We start from the raw sequence: 17,290 nt of genomic DNA, 5'->3' as shown, positions 1-17,290 counted from the left end.
ACAGTCAGACGAAAAAAACTGCATCACACCAGAACGAAGCACTGAAACATGTCTTCCAAGGAACACCGTGATCCAGCTCTACGAACCGGTTCTTCTGATCCTATAAACAAGCAGTCAGACCCCATATTTCTGATCTATGACTGAGCCATGAAATGGCGTTTATGATCTGGCTCAAAGCCTTCCTTGTCTGTCAGGGAATCAGCCTTAAATCCCTGAATTATATGATCTCCTCCTGTCATGTTGGCTGAAATTCCCAGCCTGTCCTGCACGACAGGATGCGCCAGAAAAAAGGATACGATGTTATGGCGTAAGTCACCGCTCCATAATGCCATCTGTTCAGGTGAAAAAACAGCCTGATCATGCTCTGGCAATGTTCCGTCAAAAGCCTGGTCCAGAACCACGCCTCTCTGGTCAGCATGAAGGGCGGTATAATTCTGCGAAAAAAGAGCCTGGGCATACTGATTCAGTGACGTCAGGCCATCTTCCCATGCCTGAAGGTCGGCAGGCAGTTCAGCAAAACGCCAACCATCACCCGATCCTGCAAGGGACTGATCAATCATGACAGCCAGATTGAGACGTAGATCACCCAGAAGAAACTGCTGGGGCAGGATGTCATCACAGACGGTCTCGAGAAGCTGGAAAGCTTCCGGGGACAGATTTTCTCGTCTGCCCTGTTCCTGCTCCATTCTTCTGAGCAGGATGGAGCGTGTACGGGATGAAACATGATCAGACTGGAGAAAGGGAGGGGGAGAGTAAGACATGACATGTCCCTCAAGAAAAGTGAAAAGACAGAGAGAAGGCTTTACCCTATCCCCGCATCAGGGGATATAATAAAGCATGGAGGCTGGACCTCCCCCGGCATGTAGGGGGGCAGGCCTGTTTTTCAAGTTCTGGAATGGCAGGAGTCACGATGACGGTTGAAATTAAGGTCCCTGTGCTTGGTGAAAGCCTGAAACAGGCAACCGTGATGCGTTGGCTGAAACAGTCCGGCGACTACGTGCAGGCCGGGGAGGCTGTTCTGGAGCTGGAAACGGACAAGGTCACACTGGATGTACCCGCACCGGTTGCCGGAAAACTGAAACATGACCTGGCGGAAGGGACCGATGTCGAGGTCGGGCAGGTGATTGCCCATGTGGATGATCAGGCTACGGCTCCTGAACCGCAGGCCTTAAAGGAACGGGACGTGTCACTCCAGACGACGGCTGAACAGAATGTGACGGATCATGGTCCGGCCGTGTCGGGCAGTGATGTGTCTGACACAGTGTCTGGAGGGACGGTCATCCAGACAGCTCCCGTACCGCCCTCTGTCGGGTCTGGAAAGGCTTCTGCCGGGAAGGTGACAGGGGAGCGGCGTGTGCCCATGAGTCGTCTGCGTCAGACCATTGCCCGTAATCTCAAGGCGGCCCAGAACAATGCGGCCATCCTGACGACATTCAATGAAGTCGACATGAGTGCCGTCAAGGCTCTGCGCAGCCAGTATCGGGACCTGTTTGAGAAGAAGCATGACGGTGCCCGTCTGGGGTTCATGTCTTTCTTTGCACGGGCCATCGTGGGGGCACTGAAGGATTTTCCGGTGCTGAATGCCCGGATTGAAGGCAATGAAATTGTCTATCAGGATCACGTCAATCTGGGCATTGCCGTGGGAACGGAACGGGGGCTGGTTGTCCCTGTCCTGCGGGAAGCTGAGACGCTGGGTTTTGCCAAACTGGAGCGGCAGATCGCCGATTATGGTAGACGTGCCCGCAAGGGCGGCCTTGCCCTGAAGGAGCTTGAAGGCGGCAGCTTCACCATCACGAATGGCGGTATTTTCGGGTCGCTGCTCTCCACCCCCATTCTCAATGCGCCGCAGTCTGGTGTTCTGGGGATGCATGCCATCCAGGACCGTCCCGTGGCGGTGGATGGGCAGGTGGTCATCCGTCCGATGATGTATGTGGCTCTTTCCTACGATCATCGTCTGGTGGATGGGCGGGAGGCTGTCAGTTTCCTTGTGAGGCTGAAAGAGCTGATTGAAGACCCGCGCCGTCTGCTGCTGGATATCTGAGGACAAAGAAAACCCCTCCGCTCATGAATGGGCGGAGGGGTTTTCTTTGTCTGGTCAGGAAGTTTCCTGCCAGGAATGGGGATCAGTGACCCCAGCCAGCCGGGATCTTGCCGCCATTGTTGGCAAGCTCGGTGTAGACCTGCTTGATGAGCCAGACATTCATTGTGGCCGTGTCGTTCTTGTCCCCGGTATAGTGCAGCTCGTCAGCCAGAGACTGGCGGGCTTTCAGGGAGCTGTCGAGGCCGAGGAGCTTGAGCAGGTCGACAATGGACTCCTTGTAGTTCAGGGGTTGGCCTGCCTTGGCAGCCAGTTCCTTCAGGACGGCATCCACATCCACCTGAGCAATGGAGGGGGCTGCTGCATCAGCGGCGGCCGGAGCAGCATCGGGCTGCGGAGTTTCGGCAGCGTCTGCCGTGGAGGAGCCGAACAGGCTCTTGGCGAAGCCGGAGACCTTGGAAACGATGTCGTTGAAAAGACCCATGATATGTTCCTTCCCTGAAACAGGAGTAAGTGGTCAGCGGTTCCCTGCCACCGGAGTGATGGCAGGGAACGGACGGCAAAGTGATCAGTAACGGTACAGATCGTGCTTGAACGGCCCGGTCGGGGAAACCCCGATATAATCAGCCTGGGCCTGTGTCATTTTGGAGAGCGTGGCTCCCACTTTGGCAAGATGGAGAGCCGCAACCTTTTCATCAAGGATTTTTGGCAGAGTATAAACTTTTCCTGCCTCATACTGGCCAGTCTTTGCGTTCCAGAGTTCGATCTGGGCCAGTGTCTGGTTGGTGAAGGAGGCGGACATCACGAAGGACGGGTGGCCGGTGGCGTTACCCAGATTGACCAGACGGCCTTCGGACAGAAGAATGAGACGGCGGTTCGGAGCCAGCTCGATCTCATCAACCTGTGGCTTGATGTTGGTCCATTTGTGGTTGCGCAGGGCAGAGACCTGAATTTCACTGTCGAAATGCCCGATATTGCAGACGATGGCCCGGTCCTTCATCTCACGCATGTGCTCGATGGTGATGATGTCTTCGTTGCCGGTGCAGGTCACGAAAATGTCACCACGGGGAGCGGCATTCTCCATCGTGACGACCTCATAGCCTTCCATGGCGGCCTGAAGGGCGCAGATCGGGTCAACTTCCGTCACCAGCACACGGCAGCCTGCGCTGCGGAGGGAGGCAGCAGAGCCTTTACCGACATCACCATAACCGGCCACGACGGCAACCTTGCCAGCCATCATGACATCGGTGCCACGGCGGATGGCATCCACGAGGCTTTCACGGCAGCCATAGAGGTTGTCGAACTTGGACTTGGTCACGCTGTCATTGACATTGATGGCCGGAACCTTGAGCGTGCCCTTGCGCTCCATGTCCCAGAGACGGTGCACGCCCGTGGTCGTTTCTTCGGAAATGCCACGGACGTCCTTGAGAAGCTCAGGATATTTCTCATGCATGAGGGTGGTCAGGTCACCGCCATCATCGAGGATCATGTTGGGTGTCCAGCCATCCGGGCCTGTGATGGTCTGCTCGATGCACCAGATGAACTCTTCCTCGTTCATGCCCTTCCAGGCGAAAACGGGAATGTTGGCAGCAGCAATGGCAGCGGCAGCCTGATCCTGCGTGGAAAACACGTTGCAGGAGGACCAGCGGACCGTGGCACCCAGGGCGATCAGCGTTTCGATCAGCACGGCAGTCTGAATGGTCATGTGCAGGCAGCCGGCGATCCGGGCACCTTTCAGGGGCTGGCTTTTGCCATATTCCTCACGGAGGGCCATCAGGCCCGGCATTTCACCCTCGGCAATGGAGATTTCCTTGCGGCCCCAGTCGGCCAGGGACATGTCACGAACCTTGTAATCCTGCGTAGCCATATATGCTTCCTCAGCTTTCAGCAGTTGATGATTATGGATGGAACCGCGGGGAAGGCGAGGCCTGTTCACGGTTCAGGCATCGGGAAAACTATAGAGCCTTGCCGGAAGGGTGGAAAGAAGAGCGGATCAATAGTTTCCCACCAGAAAATGGCGGTGCCCATATTGCGTCCCTCCGGGCAACGTGCCAGAGAACGGGCGATATCCACATGTCTGGACCATCGGCTGCTCCCGGCGGGAGGTATGGCCTGTTGCCTTCGTTCTGGGCAGGACAAGCTGTAATGGGGGGTGGCTGTGCCCGACAATACTGTTCCGAACTTTACCTTCACAGTGCTTGATCCTTCCCTGAAGGTAAACAGCCATCCCATGACCCCCCGGATCAAGGGGCTTGTCTGGGCGATCGAGGCCATGCCGGGGCAGGGAATCAGGCAGCTGGGTGCTGAAGATGTGCAGCGCATCCTCCAGTCCCCCGGGGAGGAGGGGTATGAGGCCGTATCCGTGAAAGATGGCTGGTGCTGGCTGCATTTCGATACGGTCCACAGTTCCGCCCGCAGCTCCGTGGGGCGTCTGTCGGGAATGCCGGAAGATGTCGGGACCATGCTGGCCGAGACGGATTATGGCATCGCTCTTGAGGCGGCTGATGACACGGTCTGGGGTGCCCTGCCGGCTTTTGATGATGCGCTGGCGGAAGAGGATCGGGAGATCTGTGTCTGGCGGTTTGCCATGCGGCAGAATGTCCTGATCACGACACGGCGTACGCCCATCCCCATTCTGGGGGCTGCTTATCGTTCACTCCAGACACAGGGGGTTCCCCGGAATCCGGCAGGGGTGATTGACCGTGTCCTGCGGGATTTTACCGGAACGGTGCGGCGTCAGCTGGCACAGCTTGATGATGAACTGGACCGGGCCGAGGATGTTCTCCTGGCCATCGTGCATGGGTCTGACCTTGGTCATCTGGGTGGTATTGTCGGCAAGGTCCGCCGTCGCTCGACCGAGCTGCGGCGTGTGGTCATGCCGATTGACCGTGTTCTGCGTGATGAAGACCTTGAGCTGCCGGAATGGGCCGAGGATGACCTGCGAGACCGGGCCGAACGGCAGATTCATGCGGCACTGGATGATCTTATCGCTTTGCACGATCGTGCCCGTTCCCTTCAGGATGAACTGGCCTCCAGTCAGGCCGAGGAAACCAACCGTCGGCTGTGCATCGTGTCCATCGTGACGACTCTCATGCTGCCGGCCACTCTGGTCACGGGGTTTTTCGGCATGAACACGGGCGGCATGTTTCTGGCGTCTGGCGGGCTGGGGACCATCTTTGCGGGCGGGCTGTGCATCGCTGCCATGGCCGTGACGTTCATTTTCATGAAGATGGCACGTCTGTTCTGAAAGAAAAGAGACAGTAAAACAGCCCGTCCTGGGAATGAGATTTGAACGGTCCTGTTAATAACTGAAATAACCAGAAAGAAGTTATTGCGTATCATTCTCATAAACTGAAGTTATATCTCTATTAAAAGCTTTTAATGGAGGACAGCATTCAAGCAGAGAGGGATGGACAGTGTCTGAAAACATGCTTACCCTCCCTAACTAAAGGTTGATACCGGACTGGATCAGGACTGTTTATTAGAGAAACAGGATCAATCATCTTCCTTTTTCCGTTGGTGATACCTATTTTCCGAAATCAGATAGAAGGAAGGAGTCCTTTAGATGTCTGATAAGAATATCATTCGCACGACCGCCGGTGCCCCGTGGGTGAGCAACCAGGACAGCAAGTCCGCTGGTCCCCGTGGCCCGCTGCTGCTGGAAAACTACCAGCTGATCGAGAAGCTCGCCCATCAGAACCGTGAGCGTATTCCGGAACGTACCGTTCATGCCAAGGGCGTTGGTGCTCACGGGACACTGACCATCACCAAGGACATCACGAAGTACAGCTGTGCGTCCATCTTCTCCAAGGTTGGCAAGAAGACGGACATGTTCCTGCGTGCTTCCACCGTCGCTGGTGAGCGTGGTGCTGCTGATGCCGAGCGTGACGTGCGTGGCTGGGCACTGAAGTTCTATACCGATGACGGCAACTGGGACCTGGTGGGTAACAACACCCCGGTCTTCTTCATCCGTGATCCCATCAAGTTCCCGGACTTTATCCACACGCAGAAGCGTCATCCCCGTACCAACCTGCGCTCTGCAACGGCCATGTGGGATTTCTGGTCCCTCAGCCCGGAGAGCCTGCATCAGGTCACCATCCTGATGTCTGACCGTGGTATCCCCAAGGGCATCCGCAACATGAACGGGTATGGCAGTCATACCTATTCCCTGTGGAACGCCAAGGGTGAACGCTTCTGGGTGAAGTTCCACTTCAAAACCCAGCAGGGCCATGAGTTCTATACGACCGAGGAAGCTGCCGAGGTCGTGGCCAAGACCCGCGAGTCCACCCAGGAAGACCTATATGAGAACATCGAGAAGGGGAATTTCCCCAAATGGACGTTCTACATTCAGGTGATGGGGGAAGAAGAGGCCGAGCGCGTCAACTTCAACCCGTTCGACGTGACCAAGGTCTGGTCCCACAAGGACTATCCGCTGATCGAGGTTGGTGAGCTGGAACTGAACCGCAACCCGGATGACTATTTCTCCGAGGTTGAACAGGCTTCCTTCTCTCCGTCCAACATTGTGCCGGGCATCGGGTTCTCCCCGGACAGGATGCTTCAGGGCCGTATCTTCGCCTATGCGGATGCTCACCGCTACCGTGTTGGTACGCACTATGAGTCCCTGCCGATCAACCGTCCGAAGATCAAGGTGAAGAACTATCACCTCGATGGCGCCATGCGCTTTGATGAGCCGAAGCGTGGTGATGGTGACTTCTACGAGCCGAATTCCTTCGGTGGTCCGGTGGAAGACCTGGCTGCGATGGAACCGCCGCTGCGTGTGAGCGGGGATGCCACCTACTACGAGCATCGTACGGATGGTGACGACTTCGCACAGCCGCGTGCCCTGTATCATCTGTTCGATGATGCCCAGAAGCAGCGTCTGTACAACAACATTGCCGGTGCCATGGCTAGCGTGCCGCAGAACATCATCGAGCGTCAGCTGGGTCTCTTCGAGAAGATTGATCCGGCCTATGCCGAGGGTGTCCGCAAGGCACTGAAGGGCTGAGACTCTTTCATCCCCTTTCCGGGAAACCGGAAGGGGGCACTGGAAAAGGCCCTCCGGGACTCATCTCCCGGAGGGCCTTTTTTCATGCTTCGGCTGGATGGATGCTGTCAGGTCGTGTTAGTCTGCACGCCGTATCGTGAGGGAACGGTCTTCCTGGAACAGCCAGGTTATGCTTTCCCTGGGGGCAAGGCGGGTCAGCTGCCGGATGATGCTCATGTTGCCTGCAAGGGGAACGGCCATGTTGCCCAGACCCAGCCCGAAGGACATGTCGGGCAGGAAAGCGGCCGGACCGACAGGGGCACCATTTTCAGTCTGCACGTAAATCTGGCTGCGGTTGAAAAGCATGGCAAGGCCAAGGAAGGTTTCCTTCGTCAGGGGAAGGAAATAGTCCGTGGCTGTCATTTTCGGAGCGTTGAAAATGATGTTCCGCCTGTCTTCCGCAAGGCCGACCCAGTTCGGTTCGTCTCCCGTAGCCCGCAGGGCCACAAGGTCCTGCATGGTGGGGAGGACATCAACGTCGGGCAGGGGGAAGGGCAGGGAGACCTGTTTCTGGAAATGTGCCCTGATGGGGGAGGCACTGTGCTTTTCCGGCAGGGGCGTTTCCAGCTGAAGACTCAACCCCGGCAGAGTGCGGGGGCTGAATGGCTGGCGGATGATCCTGTCCTGCAAGGTGTCATGGCCCAGCATCTGCCCCGTGGCATCCAGCAGCCATACGGTCTGCATGGTGGATGCTTCGGGGGTCGTCTGATGGGTGTTCATGGTATGATGCTCCCTGCCAAGATCGTTTACAGGCTTACATGTTTCACGGGAAACATGCCAGATGAAGCCGTGATCTTTTCGGGTGGGACGCCTGTCAGGGGCATTGCCCTTTCATGGAACCATATCGACCAGCACGATCTCGGTATTGTCGTCCAGAGCTTCCAGAAAGAGGATGTCTTCCCGGGCAATGGCTGCGCCGCTCCGTGCCGTGATGGTCTGTCCGTTCAGCAGCAGGGTGCCCGCTGCGGGGACAAGATAGCCCATCCGCTCTTTTCCAGGCCTGTATTCGGTTTTCTGGCCTTTCCGCATGGTCAGTCCCAGCACACGGGCTTTGGTGTGGAGGGGAAGGGCACCTTCATCCTCCGGATGACCGGAAGCCAGAATGGTGAACTGGCCTGTCTGGTCCTTTCCGGGGAAACGTCGTGTGGCCCATGAGGGGCTGTGCCCGGTTTCGGTCGGGATGATCCATATCTGGAATATCTGTGTCGGAATGGATTCAAGGTTATGTTCGCTATGGAATATTCCCGTTCCTGCTGACATGACCTGTACGTCGCCTGCTCCGGTCCGGCCCGTATTGCCAAGGCTGTCTCTGTGGGTGATGACCCCCTGACGGACATAGGTGATGATTTCCATATCCCTGTGGGGATGTGTGTCGAACCCGGTACCGGGGGCGATGGTATCGTCATTCCAGACACGCAGCGGCCCCCAGCCCATCCGTTCGTGGTCCAGATAATGGGCGAAAGAGAAATGATGACGGGCATCCAGCCAGCCGTGTTCGGCATGGCCGAGATGTTCAAAAGGGCGAATATCAATCATGGTGTCGCAGTTTTACCTGTTGGAGACAGGTAAATAGCTGGGGACTATGGGAGACATTTTATATAGACATGAAAGAAAGACAGCAGTGCCATAATTTATGACATCGTTTTCCTTCACATTTCCTGAGCAGATGTGAGCGCAGGGTGAGGCGTGTTGTGTGAGGCCGGGTAAGAAATGGAAAGGAACAGTGCATGAAACTGCCGGATTTTGAGGCGTGGGGGATTTTTGCCAAGGTTGCCGAACATGGGTCGTTCTCTCAGGCAGCCAGGGAGCTTCAGCTATCGGCCCCGACGGTCTCAAAAGCGGTAAGCCGGCTGGAAGAGACCCTTGGTGTGGCGTTGTTCAGCCGCAATTCCCGGCACATGTCCATTACGCAGACAGGTCAGCTTGTGCTGGAGCGGGCCAACCGCATGTTTCTGGAAGCGGAACTTGCGGAAAATGAAGCAAGGGGCGGGCGTGTCCAGCCTTCCGGGCTTATCCGCATGACGGCACCAACCACCTTCGGTCTCCGGTATGTTGCCCCTGTTCTGCCTGCGTTTCTTGAAACCTATCCCGATATTGATGTGTCCATCAGCTTTACCGATACCTTCGTTGATCTGGTTTCGGAGGGGTATGATCTGGCAATCCGCATCGCCACCCTGGCGGATTCGGCTCTCAAGGCCCGCAGGATATGCACGGTGCGGCGTCTGCTTGTGGCGTCGCCAGCGTATCTGGACCAGCTGGGGCGTCCCACGCACCCACGGGAACTGGAAGGCGGGAAGAGTTTCGTTTACGTCAACAGCCCGTCCTGCGGGACCATCAGGCTCACGGACTCCCGCACGGGGGAGAGCCATATGCTGTCCCAGCAGGCACGGATACGCTCGGATAATGCGGAGGGGTTCATTCCTGCCCTGGAGGCTGGTCTCGGCTTCGGGCTGCTGCCCGATTTCATGGTGAATGAGGCCATCAGGGATGGACGGCTGGAAGAGATGATGCCGGAATGGCAGGTGATGGAAGATGTTGCCCTCTATCTTGTGACGACAGCCACGAAGCTGCGCCCCCAGAGGGTCAGCCTGCTCATGGAGCATCTCGTCAGGCAGTTCGAGACACCTTCATGGTGTCCGCCTCTCTGAGTGTTTCTGGGGGAACTGGGTAGGATCAGGGAATGGTTTCAAAAGCTGAAAGGTTTCCTTTCTGATTTTGGTCTGTTCACCAGACGGTGGACACGGTACCCCTGAAGACAGTTGGAGCTTCTGACATGTGGAAGGAGCCAGCAGGAAGGGTGACCTGAAATGTCCAAGATTCTCGTACTGTATTATTCCTCCTATGGTCATGTTGAGACCATGGCCCACAATATTGCTGAAGGCGTGCGGGCAGCAGGTGTCGATGTCGTCGTGAAGCGTGTGCCGGAACTGGTGCCGGAAGACGCTGCCAGAGCCAATCATTTCAAGCTGGAGCAGGAAGCTCCGGTCGCATCCCCGGATGAACTGGTTGAGTATGATGGCATCATCGTCGGGGCACCGACCCGTTTCGGGCGTCTGCCGGCACAGATGGCCAATTTCTGGGATCAGACCGGCGGTCTCTGGGCCAATGGCCAGCTGATCGGCAAGGTTGGTGCCGTGTTCACCTCCACGGCCACACAGCATGGCGGTCAGGAAACGACACTCTATTCCCTGATGTCCAACCTGCTGCATCATGGCATGGTCATTAGCGGTCTGCCTTACAGCTTCCAGGGCCAGATGCGGAATGATGAGGTCGTTGGTGGGTCGCCTTACGGTGCCACGACCGTTGCCAATGGCGATGGTTCCCGTCAGCCAAGCGAGACCGAGCTGGAAGGTGCCCGTTTCCTCGGTGGGCATGTGGCCGGTCTGGTCAAGAAGCTGGCCTGAGTTCTTTCCAGTTATCCCCGTTCACGCACAAGAACTTGATGGGGGCCGGTTTCCGGCCTCCATTTTTTTGTGTTTCATGTGAAACATGTCACGTCATGCGGGGCCGGTGACGGGTCCCGACAAGCAGGCATTTCTTCATCACGCTGGAAAGAATGGCGTCCCCGGGAGGGAGAAACCGCCCATGTGCCGGGTCGATCGGGTAGTTGCTTTTTTCGGGGAGCGTGCAGCCATAGACCCGGACCAGCAGTGTGAAATGACTGAAAATGTGTTTGACCTCTCCACATTCCTCCCATTGTGCCTGCACGGGAGCATGACGGGTGAAAGCCGTTTCAGCCAGCCGGGCTGGAGAGGGTGTGCTTCTGCCTTCGGACCACGGTGTGCCGGGGAGTTCATCGGTTCCGCCCAATAGCCCTTCTGACGGGCGGGAACGGAGCAGGACATGTCCTTCTGGATCAAGGACACGGAAGAGAATGGCATGACGTGTGGGGCGGGTCTTTTTCTTCTGCCGGGCCGGTAGCGTTTCGGCCATGTTGCGGGCCTTGGCCAGGCAGCAGTCCCGCCACGGGCATGTCAGGCAGGAGGGAGAGCGGGGCGAGCAGAGACTGGCCCCGAGATCGAACAGGGCCTGTGCAAAATCGGAGGGACGGGCCTGTGCTGCCGGGTCATCATTCAGATGGCTGGCAAGCCGGGCCAGCAGGGGCCGGGATGCAGGCAGAGGATCTTCCACGGCATTGAGCCGTGCCGTGATGCGCTCCACATTGCCATCAACCGGGACAGCCGGAATGTTGAAGGCAATGGCTGCAATGGCACGGGAGGTATAGGTCCCGATGCCGGGAAGTGCCTGCAAGCCTTCAATCGTGCGGGGGAAGCCTCCCAGCCTGTGAATGGCCCGGGCGCAGGCATGAAGATTGCGTGCTCGTGCGTAATAGCCCAGTCCGGCCCAGAGCTGAAGAACGTCTTCCTGTGGGGCTTCTGCCAGAGCATCGACAGTCGGGAAACGTTCCAGAAAACGCTCATAATAGGGAATGACCGTCTGCACGACGGTCTGCTGAAGCATGATTTCGCTCAGCCAGACATGATACGGGTCTGCCTGCTGGCCAGGGGCCGCACGCCAGGGCAGGGTACGGCGATGGCGGTCATACCAGTGAAGGAGAAGGGAAGCATCAGGTGTCACGCCGGTGTCTATGACGAAGAAAGGATGCCGGGGCAAGGGGGCGATGCTGAACTGTTTCCGTCTCTCCCCGTGATGATGGTATGAAGGCTCCATACGCATCATGATGGAATGGACTTATGGCAGACAGCACCGGCATGAAGAAACCTGCCCGTTCATCAGTCTCAGGGCAGGAACGGAAGACGGACGGCAGGGGCTGGACTGAACGCCGCCGGGGCAGGGCACGCATGATTGGTGCTTTTCTGCCCGTGCTGACAAAGCCCATCTTTCGCAAGAAATCACCGCTCTATGTGCGTCTGCTCATGGAATGGGACATGCTGGTTGGTTCTGCCCTGGCGGAGGTGAGCGAACCATGCCGTCTGCGGCCTGGTGTGCTGACCATCCGCTGCTGTGGTCCGGCAGCCGTGGAGATGCAGTATGCGGCCCCCCGTATTCTGGCCAACATCAATACGGCCTGCGGTCTGCATGGAGAGGAAGCCCTGCATTACATAAAGCTGGTGCAGGACCGCCCCGTCCAGCGCAGGCGGTCGGCCCCGTCGAAAAGACCATGGAAGGACGCCGCCCCTGTTCCCGTGAGCGGCATCGAGGATGACGGGCTGAAAGAAACGCTGGAGCGTCTGGGTGGGCATATCCGTGCCAAAAGGCAGGGTACAAAAAAGGCCCGCCGTTTTTAAACGCACGGGCCGGAGCCGTGTCCGTCGGTAGGGCCGACTGACACGGAAAAGCGGGATGACCTGTCAGTCGCTCACGATGTCAGAGGCCTTGTAGCCCTGTGCAAAGAGATGCACGCGCATCCCGGCAAAGTTGACCTGCTGTTCGATCACCTGACGGACATTCGGCTTGGCATGATAGGCAATGCCGAGACCGGCCGCCTTGAGCATCGGGATGTCATTGGCACCATCACCCGTTGTCAGGCTGGCAGAGAGCTTGACGCCCCGCTCGGCACAGATGGTTTCCAGATGTTCTTTCTTGGCATCAGGGCCGAGAATGTCACCGATCAGCTGACCGGTGATGATGCCATCCTTGATTTCAAGCTGGTTGCCGTAATGTTCATCAAAACCGAGTTTTTTTGCAGCCCGTTCGGTGAACCAGTCGAACCCGCCAGAGATGAGAGCCGTGCGTGCGCCGTTGGCTTTCATGGTCTGCACCAGCTCCTTAATGCCGTCCGTGAAGGGCAGATGCTCCAGAACGTCTTTCAGCAGGGATTCAGGATGTCCTTTCAGCCCGATGGTCCGCTTGCGGAGGGATTCATCGAACTCCATCTCGCCATTCATGGCACGTTTGGTGATCTCGGCCACATAGTCGCCTGTGCCGGTTGCCTTGGCCAGATCGTCCAATGTCTCGCCATCAAAGATGGTGCTGTCCATGTCGGAGACAAGCACGGCTTTGCGGCGGCCACGGGTCTTCGTAAGAATGGCGTCGACCTTGTAGGGAGCAAGGGCGGCACGGATTGTTGCAGGCGTGGCATCACCGGGGCCGGGTGGCGGGCAGAAAATGTCGACGGCTTCACCTTCGGACAGGACGACCGGTGATTCACCTTTGACAAGAGTGCGGGCAATGTCGATCGCCTCTTTGGGAAGGGTCCCGTGGCGGCGATTGGCAACAAGAGTCAGAACACAGGGAAGGGACATGACATCTCTCGCTAAAAGATCAGAAGATATGGCAGAATAAGTGTATGAACTCTTCTGAAAACGCCCTCATTGTGGCGGGGCCGACCTGTTCGGGCAAGTCGGCTTTGGCCTTTCATTTGGCAGACCTGTATTGTGGTACGGTCATCAATGCGGATTCCATGCAGGTTTATGAGGAACTGCGCATCCTGACGGCCCGCCCCAGCGAGGAAGAGGAAGCGGCCCTTCCTCACCGTCTTTATGGGGTTCTGCCAGCGGCCACACCCGGCAGCGTGGCATGGTGGCGGGAGCAGGTTCTGGCAGAAATGGCGGCCTGCCGCCGGGCCGGGCGTCTGCCGATCCTCTGTGGCGGGACAGGCATGTATCTCCGTGCCCTGACGGATGGCCTTGTGGAAGTGCCCGACTCCGGAGAAGAGGCCCGGCAGGAAGCCCGTACCCTGCTGGCCGAGATCGGCCCGGAAGCCCTGCACGAAAAATTGATGAAGGTGGACCCGCAGACAGCCTCCCGGCTTCACGGGCAGGATTCCCAGAGGATAAGCCGCGCGTGGGAGGTTTTCGTGGGCACAGGCCGGGGACTGGCCTCATGGCGGGAGGACAGGGCACTGCCAGCGGCACCTTACCGTTTCATTTCGTTCCAGCTTGATCCTCCCCGTGATGAATTGCGGGCTGCCATTGTCCAGCGTTTTGACGCTATGGTGGCTGCCGGAGCCATGGATGAGGTGGCGGCCCTGCGTGAGCAGAAGCTGTCTCCCAGTCTTCCTGCCATGCGTGCCCACGGCGTGCCGGAGCTGGGGCAGGTGCTGGAAGGCCAGTGCAGCCTGGAGGAGGCCCGGCTGAACGCCACCCGGGCCATTGGCCGCTATACTCGCCGTCAGGCCACATGGTTCCGCCATCATGAGCTGGGCCGGGATGGAGATGGCGAAATAATATTTCAAAGAACCAGCTCAAAAGAGTTCTTTTTGAGTAAAAAAATGCGTGAAATTGAATATTTTATATCATCCAGAATTGACGGGCCTGTTCAGGGGCGATAGAGCAGAAGCGTTGCGTTAACCGGCAAGAGGACATCGCCATGCCTGCCAGCGAGACTGCTCCCATGATGGCAACAGGGGCCGAGGTCATTCTGCGTGTTCTTGAAGAAGAAGGCGTGGATGTTATTTTCGGCTATCCGGGTGGGGCTGTCATTCCCATTTATGATGAACTCTTCAAGCAGAAGAAGATCCGTCATATTCTGGTGCGGCATGAGCAGGCGGCAACCCATGCGGCCGAGGCCTATGCCCGTTCCACCGGCAGGGTTGGCGTGGTGCTGGTGACATCCGGCCCCGGTGCGACGAATACCGTAACGGGCCTGATGGATGCAAAGATGGATTCCGTCCCGCTGGTCTGTCTGGCAGGGCAGGTGCCCGTGTCGGTGATCGGTACGGATGCTTTCCAGGAAGCGGACATGGTGAACATCACCAGGCCGGCGACCAAGGCCAGTGTTCAGGTGCGTGAGGCGGCGGCTCTGGCCCCGACCCTGCGGGAAGCCTTCGCCCTGGCTCGGTCCGGACGGCCCGGCCCTGTTTTCGTCGATATTCCCAAGAACATCACGGCATCTGAGGCTCCCCTGTCTTCCCGTCCTGCAGAGGTGAAGCAGGAGAAGCCTGCTGTGTCTCTGGAGGCACAGTCCGTTAGTCATGCCATCGAGGCCATGAAGAAGGCCCGCAAGCCGCTGCTCTATGTCGGTGGTGGTGTCGTCAATGCAGGGCCGGAAGCGGCAAAGCTGCTGCGGCAGCTGGCGGAGAAGACGGGCTTTCCCGTGACATCCACCCTGATGGGGCTGGGAGCCTATCCGTCTTCCAGTGACCATTTTCTGGGAATGCTGGGGATGCACGGTGCCGTGGAAGCCAACATGGCCGCTCATGACTGTGATGTGCTGATTGCTCTGGGTGCCCGGTTTGATGACCGGGTGACGGGCCGTATTGACGGTTTTTCACCGCATTCCTTCAAGATTCAGGCGGACATTGACCCGCGTGAGTTCGGCAAGATCGTGAAGGTCGACGTGACCTTGCAGGGAGACCTGAAGGATACGCTGAAGGCCCTGCTGGAAGGCTGGGGTGCTACGAAAGCTCCAGACCTGTCCGGCTGGTGGCAGGAGATTGGCCAGTGGCGGGCCGTTGATGGTTTCGGGTTCCGGCAGGACGAAGCCGATACGGCCAGCATCAAGCCACAATACGCCATCCACCGCCTTTATGAGAAAGTCAGGGCCGGTGGGAAAGAGTGCTTCGTTTCCACCGAGGTCGGCCAGCATCAGATGTGGGCGGCCCAGCATTTCGGGTTTGATGAACCCAACCACTGGCTGACGTCAGGCGGGCTGGGAACCATGGGGTATGGTCTGCCTGCTGCTGTGGGGGCACAGATCGCCCATCCGGATGCCCTGGTGATCGACATTGCCGGTGAGGCTTCCACCCTGATGAACATTCAGGAGCTGGGGACCATTGCCCAGTACCGTCTGCCGGTGAAGATTTTCATTGTGAACAACCAGTATATGGGCATGGTGCGGCAGTGGCAGGAGCTGGTTTATGAATCCCGCTATTCCCATTCCTACAGTGCGGCCTTGCCGGACTTCGTGAAACTGGCGGAATCGTTCGGCATCCGTGGGCTGCGGGTCGGGACGAAGGGCGGGCTGGATGAGGCCATCGAGACCATGCTGAACCATGAGGGGCCGGTCCTGCTGGATGTTCAGGTGGAACAGGAGGAAGGCTGCTTCCCGATGATTCCGTCCGGTTCCGCACATGACCAGATGCTTCTCGGGCCGGGGCGTGTCTTTGGCGGTGCCCGGCTGACGGAAGAGGGCAGGCATCTCGTCTGATCAGGAGTTTTACCGGCTGTCTGATGCCCTGTCGGGCACGGATGGCGGGATTGAGAGTTTCATGTTGGGGAGTGATCTCCCGTCGGTACGGGGCAGGAATCCGTACCTGTTGAGTGAGGAAGAGTAAAAGTCATGCGTGTTTATTATGATCGTGATGCGGACATCAATCTGATCTGTGAGAAGAAGGTTGCCATCATTGGTTACGGCAGCCAGGGTCATGCCCACGCCAACAACCTGCGTGACAGTGGCGTGAGGGACATTGTGGTTGCCCTGCGTCCGGAGTCAAAGGCGAAGGCCAAGGCAGAGGCTGCCGGTTTCCGTGTCGTGACGCCTGCTGAGGCGGCTGCATGGGCCGATGTCGTGATGATCCTGACACCGGATGAAGGCCAGGCCGCCCTGTACAAGGAGCAGCTGGCCCCGAACCTGAAGCCCGGTACGGCTCTGGTGTTCGCTCATGGTCTGGCCATCCATTTCCGCCTGATCGAGCCGACACCGGAGATGGACGTGTTCCTGATCGCTCCGAAGGGTCCGGGTCATACCGTGCGTTCTGAATATCAGCGTGGCGGTGGCGTGCCGTGCCTGGTGGCCGTGCATCAGGATGCCTCCGGTCATGCCAAGGATGTGGCTCTGGCCTATGCGTCCGCCGTCGGTGGTGGCCGTGCTGGCGTGATCGAGACGAGCTTCCGTGAGGAAGTGGAAACCGACCTGTTCGGTGAACAGGCCGTGCTGTGCGGTGGCACGATCGAGCTGATCAAGGCCGGTTTCGAGACGCTGGTGGAAGCTGGCTATGCCCCGGAAATGGCCTACTTCGAGTGTCTGCATGAAATGAAGCTGATCGTGGACCTGCTGTATGAAGGCGGCATCTCCAACGTCAACTACTCCATCTCCAATACGGCCGAGTATGGTGAATATGTCAGCGGTCCGCGCGTCGTGACCCCGGCAGCCAAGGAGGCCATGCGTGAAGTTCTGAAGGACATCCAGAACGGAACCTTCGTCCGCAACTTCATTCTGGAAAACCAGTCCGGTAATGTCAGCTTCAAGGCATCTCGTGCCCGTGACGAGCAGCATCAGATTGAAAAAGTTGGTGCCAAGCTGCGTGAAATGATGCCGTGGATTGCCAAGAACAAGCTGGTTGACAAGACCCGCAACTGAGAGCC

16 protein-coding genes are annotated in these 17,290 nt (G+C 57.9%); 9 read left to right on the top strand and 7 right to left on the bottom strand.

Annotation, left to right across the window (positions count from 1 at the left end):
- Window positions 1–134: 134 nt before the first annotated feature.
- The gene (locus NQF87_RS05475; RefSeq protein WP_266127424.1) at window positions 135–761 is read right to left on the bottom strand and encodes a gluconate 2-dehydrogenase subunit 3 family protein; all 627 of its coding nucleotides are present in this window, start codon (window positions 759–761) and stop codon (window positions 135–137) included.
- A 149-nt stretch (window positions 762–910) separates the two neighbouring features.
- Here NQF87_RS05475 and sucB point away from each other — a divergent pair, with 149 nt between their 5' ends.
- Complete coding sequence (gene sucB, locus NQF87_RS05470) at window positions 911–2,041, top strand: dihydrolipoyllysine-residue succinyltransferase (protein ID WP_266127423.1); 1,131 nt, start codon at window positions 911–913, stop codon at window positions 2,039–2,041.
- A gap of 82 nt (window positions 2,042–2,123) precedes the next feature.
- Here sucB and NQF87_RS05465 read toward each other — a convergent pair whose 3' ends face one another.
- Complete coding sequence (locus tag NQF87_RS05465) at window positions 2,124–2,522, bottom strand: DUF3597 domain-containing protein (protein ID WP_266127422.1); 399 nt, start codon at window positions 2,520–2,522, stop codon at window positions 2,124–2,126.
- An 84-nt stretch (window positions 2,523–2,606) separates the two neighbouring features.
- Window positions 2,607–3,905 carry an adenosylhomocysteinase gene (gene ahcY, locus NQF87_RS05460; RefSeq protein ID WP_266127421.1) on the bottom strand — a complete coding sequence of 433 codons (1,299 nt, stop codon included), beginning with the start codon at window positions 3,903–3,905 and terminating at the stop codon, window positions 2,607–2,609.
- A gap of 363 nt (window positions 3,906–4,268) precedes the next feature.
- On the opposite strand from ahcY, the gene NQF87_RS05455 reads away from it, so the two are divergent.
- Together NQF87_RS05455 and NQF87_RS05450 are read left to right on the top strand one after the other, a co-directional pair.
- A complete protein-coding gene (locus NQF87_RS05455; RefSeq protein WP_407652015.1) occupies window positions 4,269–5,285 on the top strand; it encodes a CorA family divalent cation transporter in 1,017 nt (338 codons plus the stop codon).
- 318 nt (window positions 5,286–5,603) lie between these two features.
- Window positions 5,604–7,043, top strand: coding sequence for a catalase (locus NQF87_RS05450; protein ID WP_266127419.1), 1,440 nt, complete (start codon window positions 5,604–5,606; stop codon window positions 7,041–7,043).
- 117 nt (window positions 7,044–7,160) lie between these two features.
- Here NQF87_RS05450 and NQF87_RS05445 read toward each other — a convergent pair whose 3' ends face one another.
- The gene (locus NQF87_RS05445; RefSeq protein ID WP_266127418.1) at window positions 7,161–7,802 is read right to left on the bottom strand and encodes a hypothetical protein; all 642 of its coding nucleotides are present in this window, start codon (window positions 7,800–7,802) and stop codon (window positions 7,161–7,163) included.
- A 111-nt stretch (window positions 7,803–7,913) separates the two neighbouring features.
- The gene (locus NQF87_RS05440; RefSeq protein WP_266127417.1) at window positions 7,914–8,618 is read right to left on the bottom strand and encodes a pirin family protein; all 705 of its coding nucleotides are present in this window, start codon (window positions 8,616–8,618) and stop codon (window positions 7,914–7,916) included.
- Between the two features lie 191 nt (window positions 8,619–8,809).
- Between NQF87_RS05440 and NQF87_RS05435 the strand changes: the two genes are divergently transcribed.
- Entirely contained in the window at window positions 8,810–9,730 is a 921-nt protein-coding gene (locus tag NQF87_RS05435; RefSeq protein WP_266127416.1) for a LysR family transcriptional regulator, read from the top strand.
- A gap of 159 nt (window positions 9,731–9,889) precedes the next feature.
- On the top strand, window positions 9,890–10,486 hold the full coding sequence (gene wrbA, locus NQF87_RS05430) for an NAD(P)H:quinone oxidoreductase (RefSeq protein WP_266127415.1): 597 nt from the start codon (window positions 9,890–9,892) through the stop codon (window positions 10,484–10,486).
- A gap of 88 nt (window positions 10,487–10,574) precedes the next feature.
- On the opposite strand, the gene NQF87_RS05425 is transcribed toward wrbA, so the two are convergent.
- A complete protein-coding gene (locus NQF87_RS05425; RefSeq protein ID WP_266127414.1) occupies window positions 10,575–11,753 on the bottom strand; it encodes an A/G-specific adenine glycosylase in 1,179 nt (392 codons plus the stop codon).
- A gap of 23 nt (window positions 11,754–11,776) precedes the next feature.
- Between NQF87_RS05425 and NQF87_RS05420 the strand changes: the two genes are divergently transcribed.
- On the top strand, window positions 11,777–12,331 hold the full coding sequence (locus tag NQF87_RS05420) for a DciA family protein (RefSeq protein ID WP_266127413.1): 555 nt from the start codon (window positions 11,777–11,779) through the stop codon (window positions 12,329–12,331).
- Window positions 12,332–12,394: 63 nt separating this feature from the next.
- Here the strand turns inward: NQF87_RS05420 and serB are convergent, their stop codons facing one another.
- A complete protein-coding gene (gene serB, locus NQF87_RS05415; RefSeq protein ID WP_266127412.1) occupies window positions 12,395–13,288 on the bottom strand; it encodes a phosphoserine phosphatase SerB in 894 nt (297 codons plus the stop codon).
- Between the two features lie 44 nt (window positions 13,289–13,332).
- Between serB and miaA the strand changes: the two genes are divergently transcribed.
- The 3 genes from miaA (at window position 13,333) to ilvC (ending at window position 17,285) form a co-directional block, all read left to right on the top strand.
- Window positions 13,333–14,316: a tRNA (adenosine(37)-N6)-dimethylallyltransferase MiaA gene (gene miaA / locus NQF87_RS05410; protein WP_266127411.1), complete on the top strand. Its 984-nt coding sequence runs from the start codon at window positions 13,333–13,335 to the stop codon at window positions 14,314–14,316.
- 38 nt (window positions 14,317–14,354) lie between these two features.
- Entirely contained in the window at window positions 14,355–16,133 is a 1,779-nt protein-coding gene (ilvB, locus tag NQF87_RS05405) for a biosynthetic-type acetolactate synthase large subunit (protein WP_266127410.1), read from the top strand.
- A gap of 132 nt (window positions 16,134–16,265) precedes the next feature.
- Window positions 16,266–17,285 (top strand): ketol-acid reductoisomerase, encoded by a 1,020-nt coding sequence (ilvC, locus tag NQF87_RS05400; protein WP_266127409.1) that lies wholly within the window; start codon window positions 16,266–16,268, stop codon window positions 17,283–17,285.
- The last annotated feature ends 5 nt before the right edge of the window (window positions 17,286–17,290 follow it).

The sequence above is a fragment of the Bombella dulcis genome, assembly GCF_026385505.1.
Lineage (GTDB): Bacteria > Pseudomonadota > Alphaproteobacteria > Acetobacterales > Acetobacteraceae > Bombella > Bombella dulcis.
Note: the sequence above shows the minus strand (reverse complement) of the source record. Positions and strands in the feature narration are given on the sequence as shown.

What these genes read in the sequence shown, in the direction of transcription:
- NQF87_RS05475 (WP_266127424.1), bottom strand. Translation starts at nt 761, where the DNA reads ATGTCTTACTCTCCCCCTCCCTTTCTCCAGTCTGATCATGTTTCATCC.
- sucB (WP_266127423.1), top strand. Translation starts at nt 911, where the DNA reads ATGACGGTTGAAATTAAGGTCCCTGTGCTTGGTGAAAGCCTGAAACAG.
- NQF87_RS05465 (WP_266127422.1), bottom strand. Translation starts at nt 2,522, where the DNA reads ATGGGTCTTTTCAACGACATCGTTTCCAAGGTCTCCGGCTTCGCCAAG.
- ahcY (WP_266127421.1), bottom strand. Translation starts at nt 3,905, where the DNA reads ATGGCTACGCAGGATTACAAGGTTCGTGACATGTCCCTGGCCGACTGG.
- NQF87_RS05455 (WP_407652015.1), top strand. Translation starts at nt 4,269, where the DNA reads ATGACCCCCCGGATCAAGGGGCTTGTCTGGGCGATCGAGGCCATGCCG.
- NQF87_RS05450 (WP_266127419.1), top strand. Translation starts at nt 5,604, where the DNA reads ATGTCTGATAAGAATATCATTCGCACGACCGCCGGTGCCCCGTGGGTG.
- NQF87_RS05445 (WP_266127418.1), bottom strand. Translation starts at nt 7,802, where the DNA reads ATGAACACCCATCAGACGACCCCCGAAGCATCCACCATGCAGACCGTA.
- NQF87_RS05440 (WP_266127417.1), bottom strand. Translation starts at nt 8,618, where the DNA reads ATGATTGATATTCGCCCTTTTGAACATCTCGGCCATGCCGAACACGGC.
- NQF87_RS05435 (WP_266127416.1), top strand. Translation starts at nt 8,810, where the DNA reads ATGAAACTGCCGGATTTTGAGGCGTGGGGGATTTTTGCCAAGGTTGCC.
- wrbA (WP_266127415.1), top strand. Translation starts at nt 9,890, where the DNA reads ATGTCCAAGATTCTCGTACTGTATTATTCCTCCTATGGTCATGTTGAG.
- NQF87_RS05425 (WP_266127414.1), bottom strand. Translation starts at nt 11,753, where the DNA reads ATGGAGCCTTCATACCATCATCACGGGGAGAGACGGAAACAGTTCAGC.
- NQF87_RS05420 (WP_266127413.1), top strand. Translation starts at nt 11,777, where the DNA reads ATGGCAGACAGCACCGGCATGAAGAAACCTGCCCGTTCATCAGTCTCA.
- serB (WP_266127412.1), bottom strand. Translation starts at nt 13,288, where the DNA reads ATGTCCCTTCCCTGTGTTCTGACTCTTGTTGCCAATCGCCGCCACGGG.
- miaA (WP_266127411.1), top strand. Translation starts at nt 13,333, where the DNA reads ATGAACTCTTCTGAAAACGCCCTCATTGTGGCGGGGCCGACCTGTTCG.
- ilvB (WP_266127410.1), top strand. Translation starts at nt 14,355, where the DNA reads ATGCCTGCCAGCGAGACTGCTCCCATGATGGCAACAGGGGCCGAGGTC.
- ilvC (WP_266127409.1), top strand. Translation starts at nt 16,266, where the DNA reads ATGCGTGTTTATTATGATCGTGATGCGGACATCAATCTGATCTGTGAG.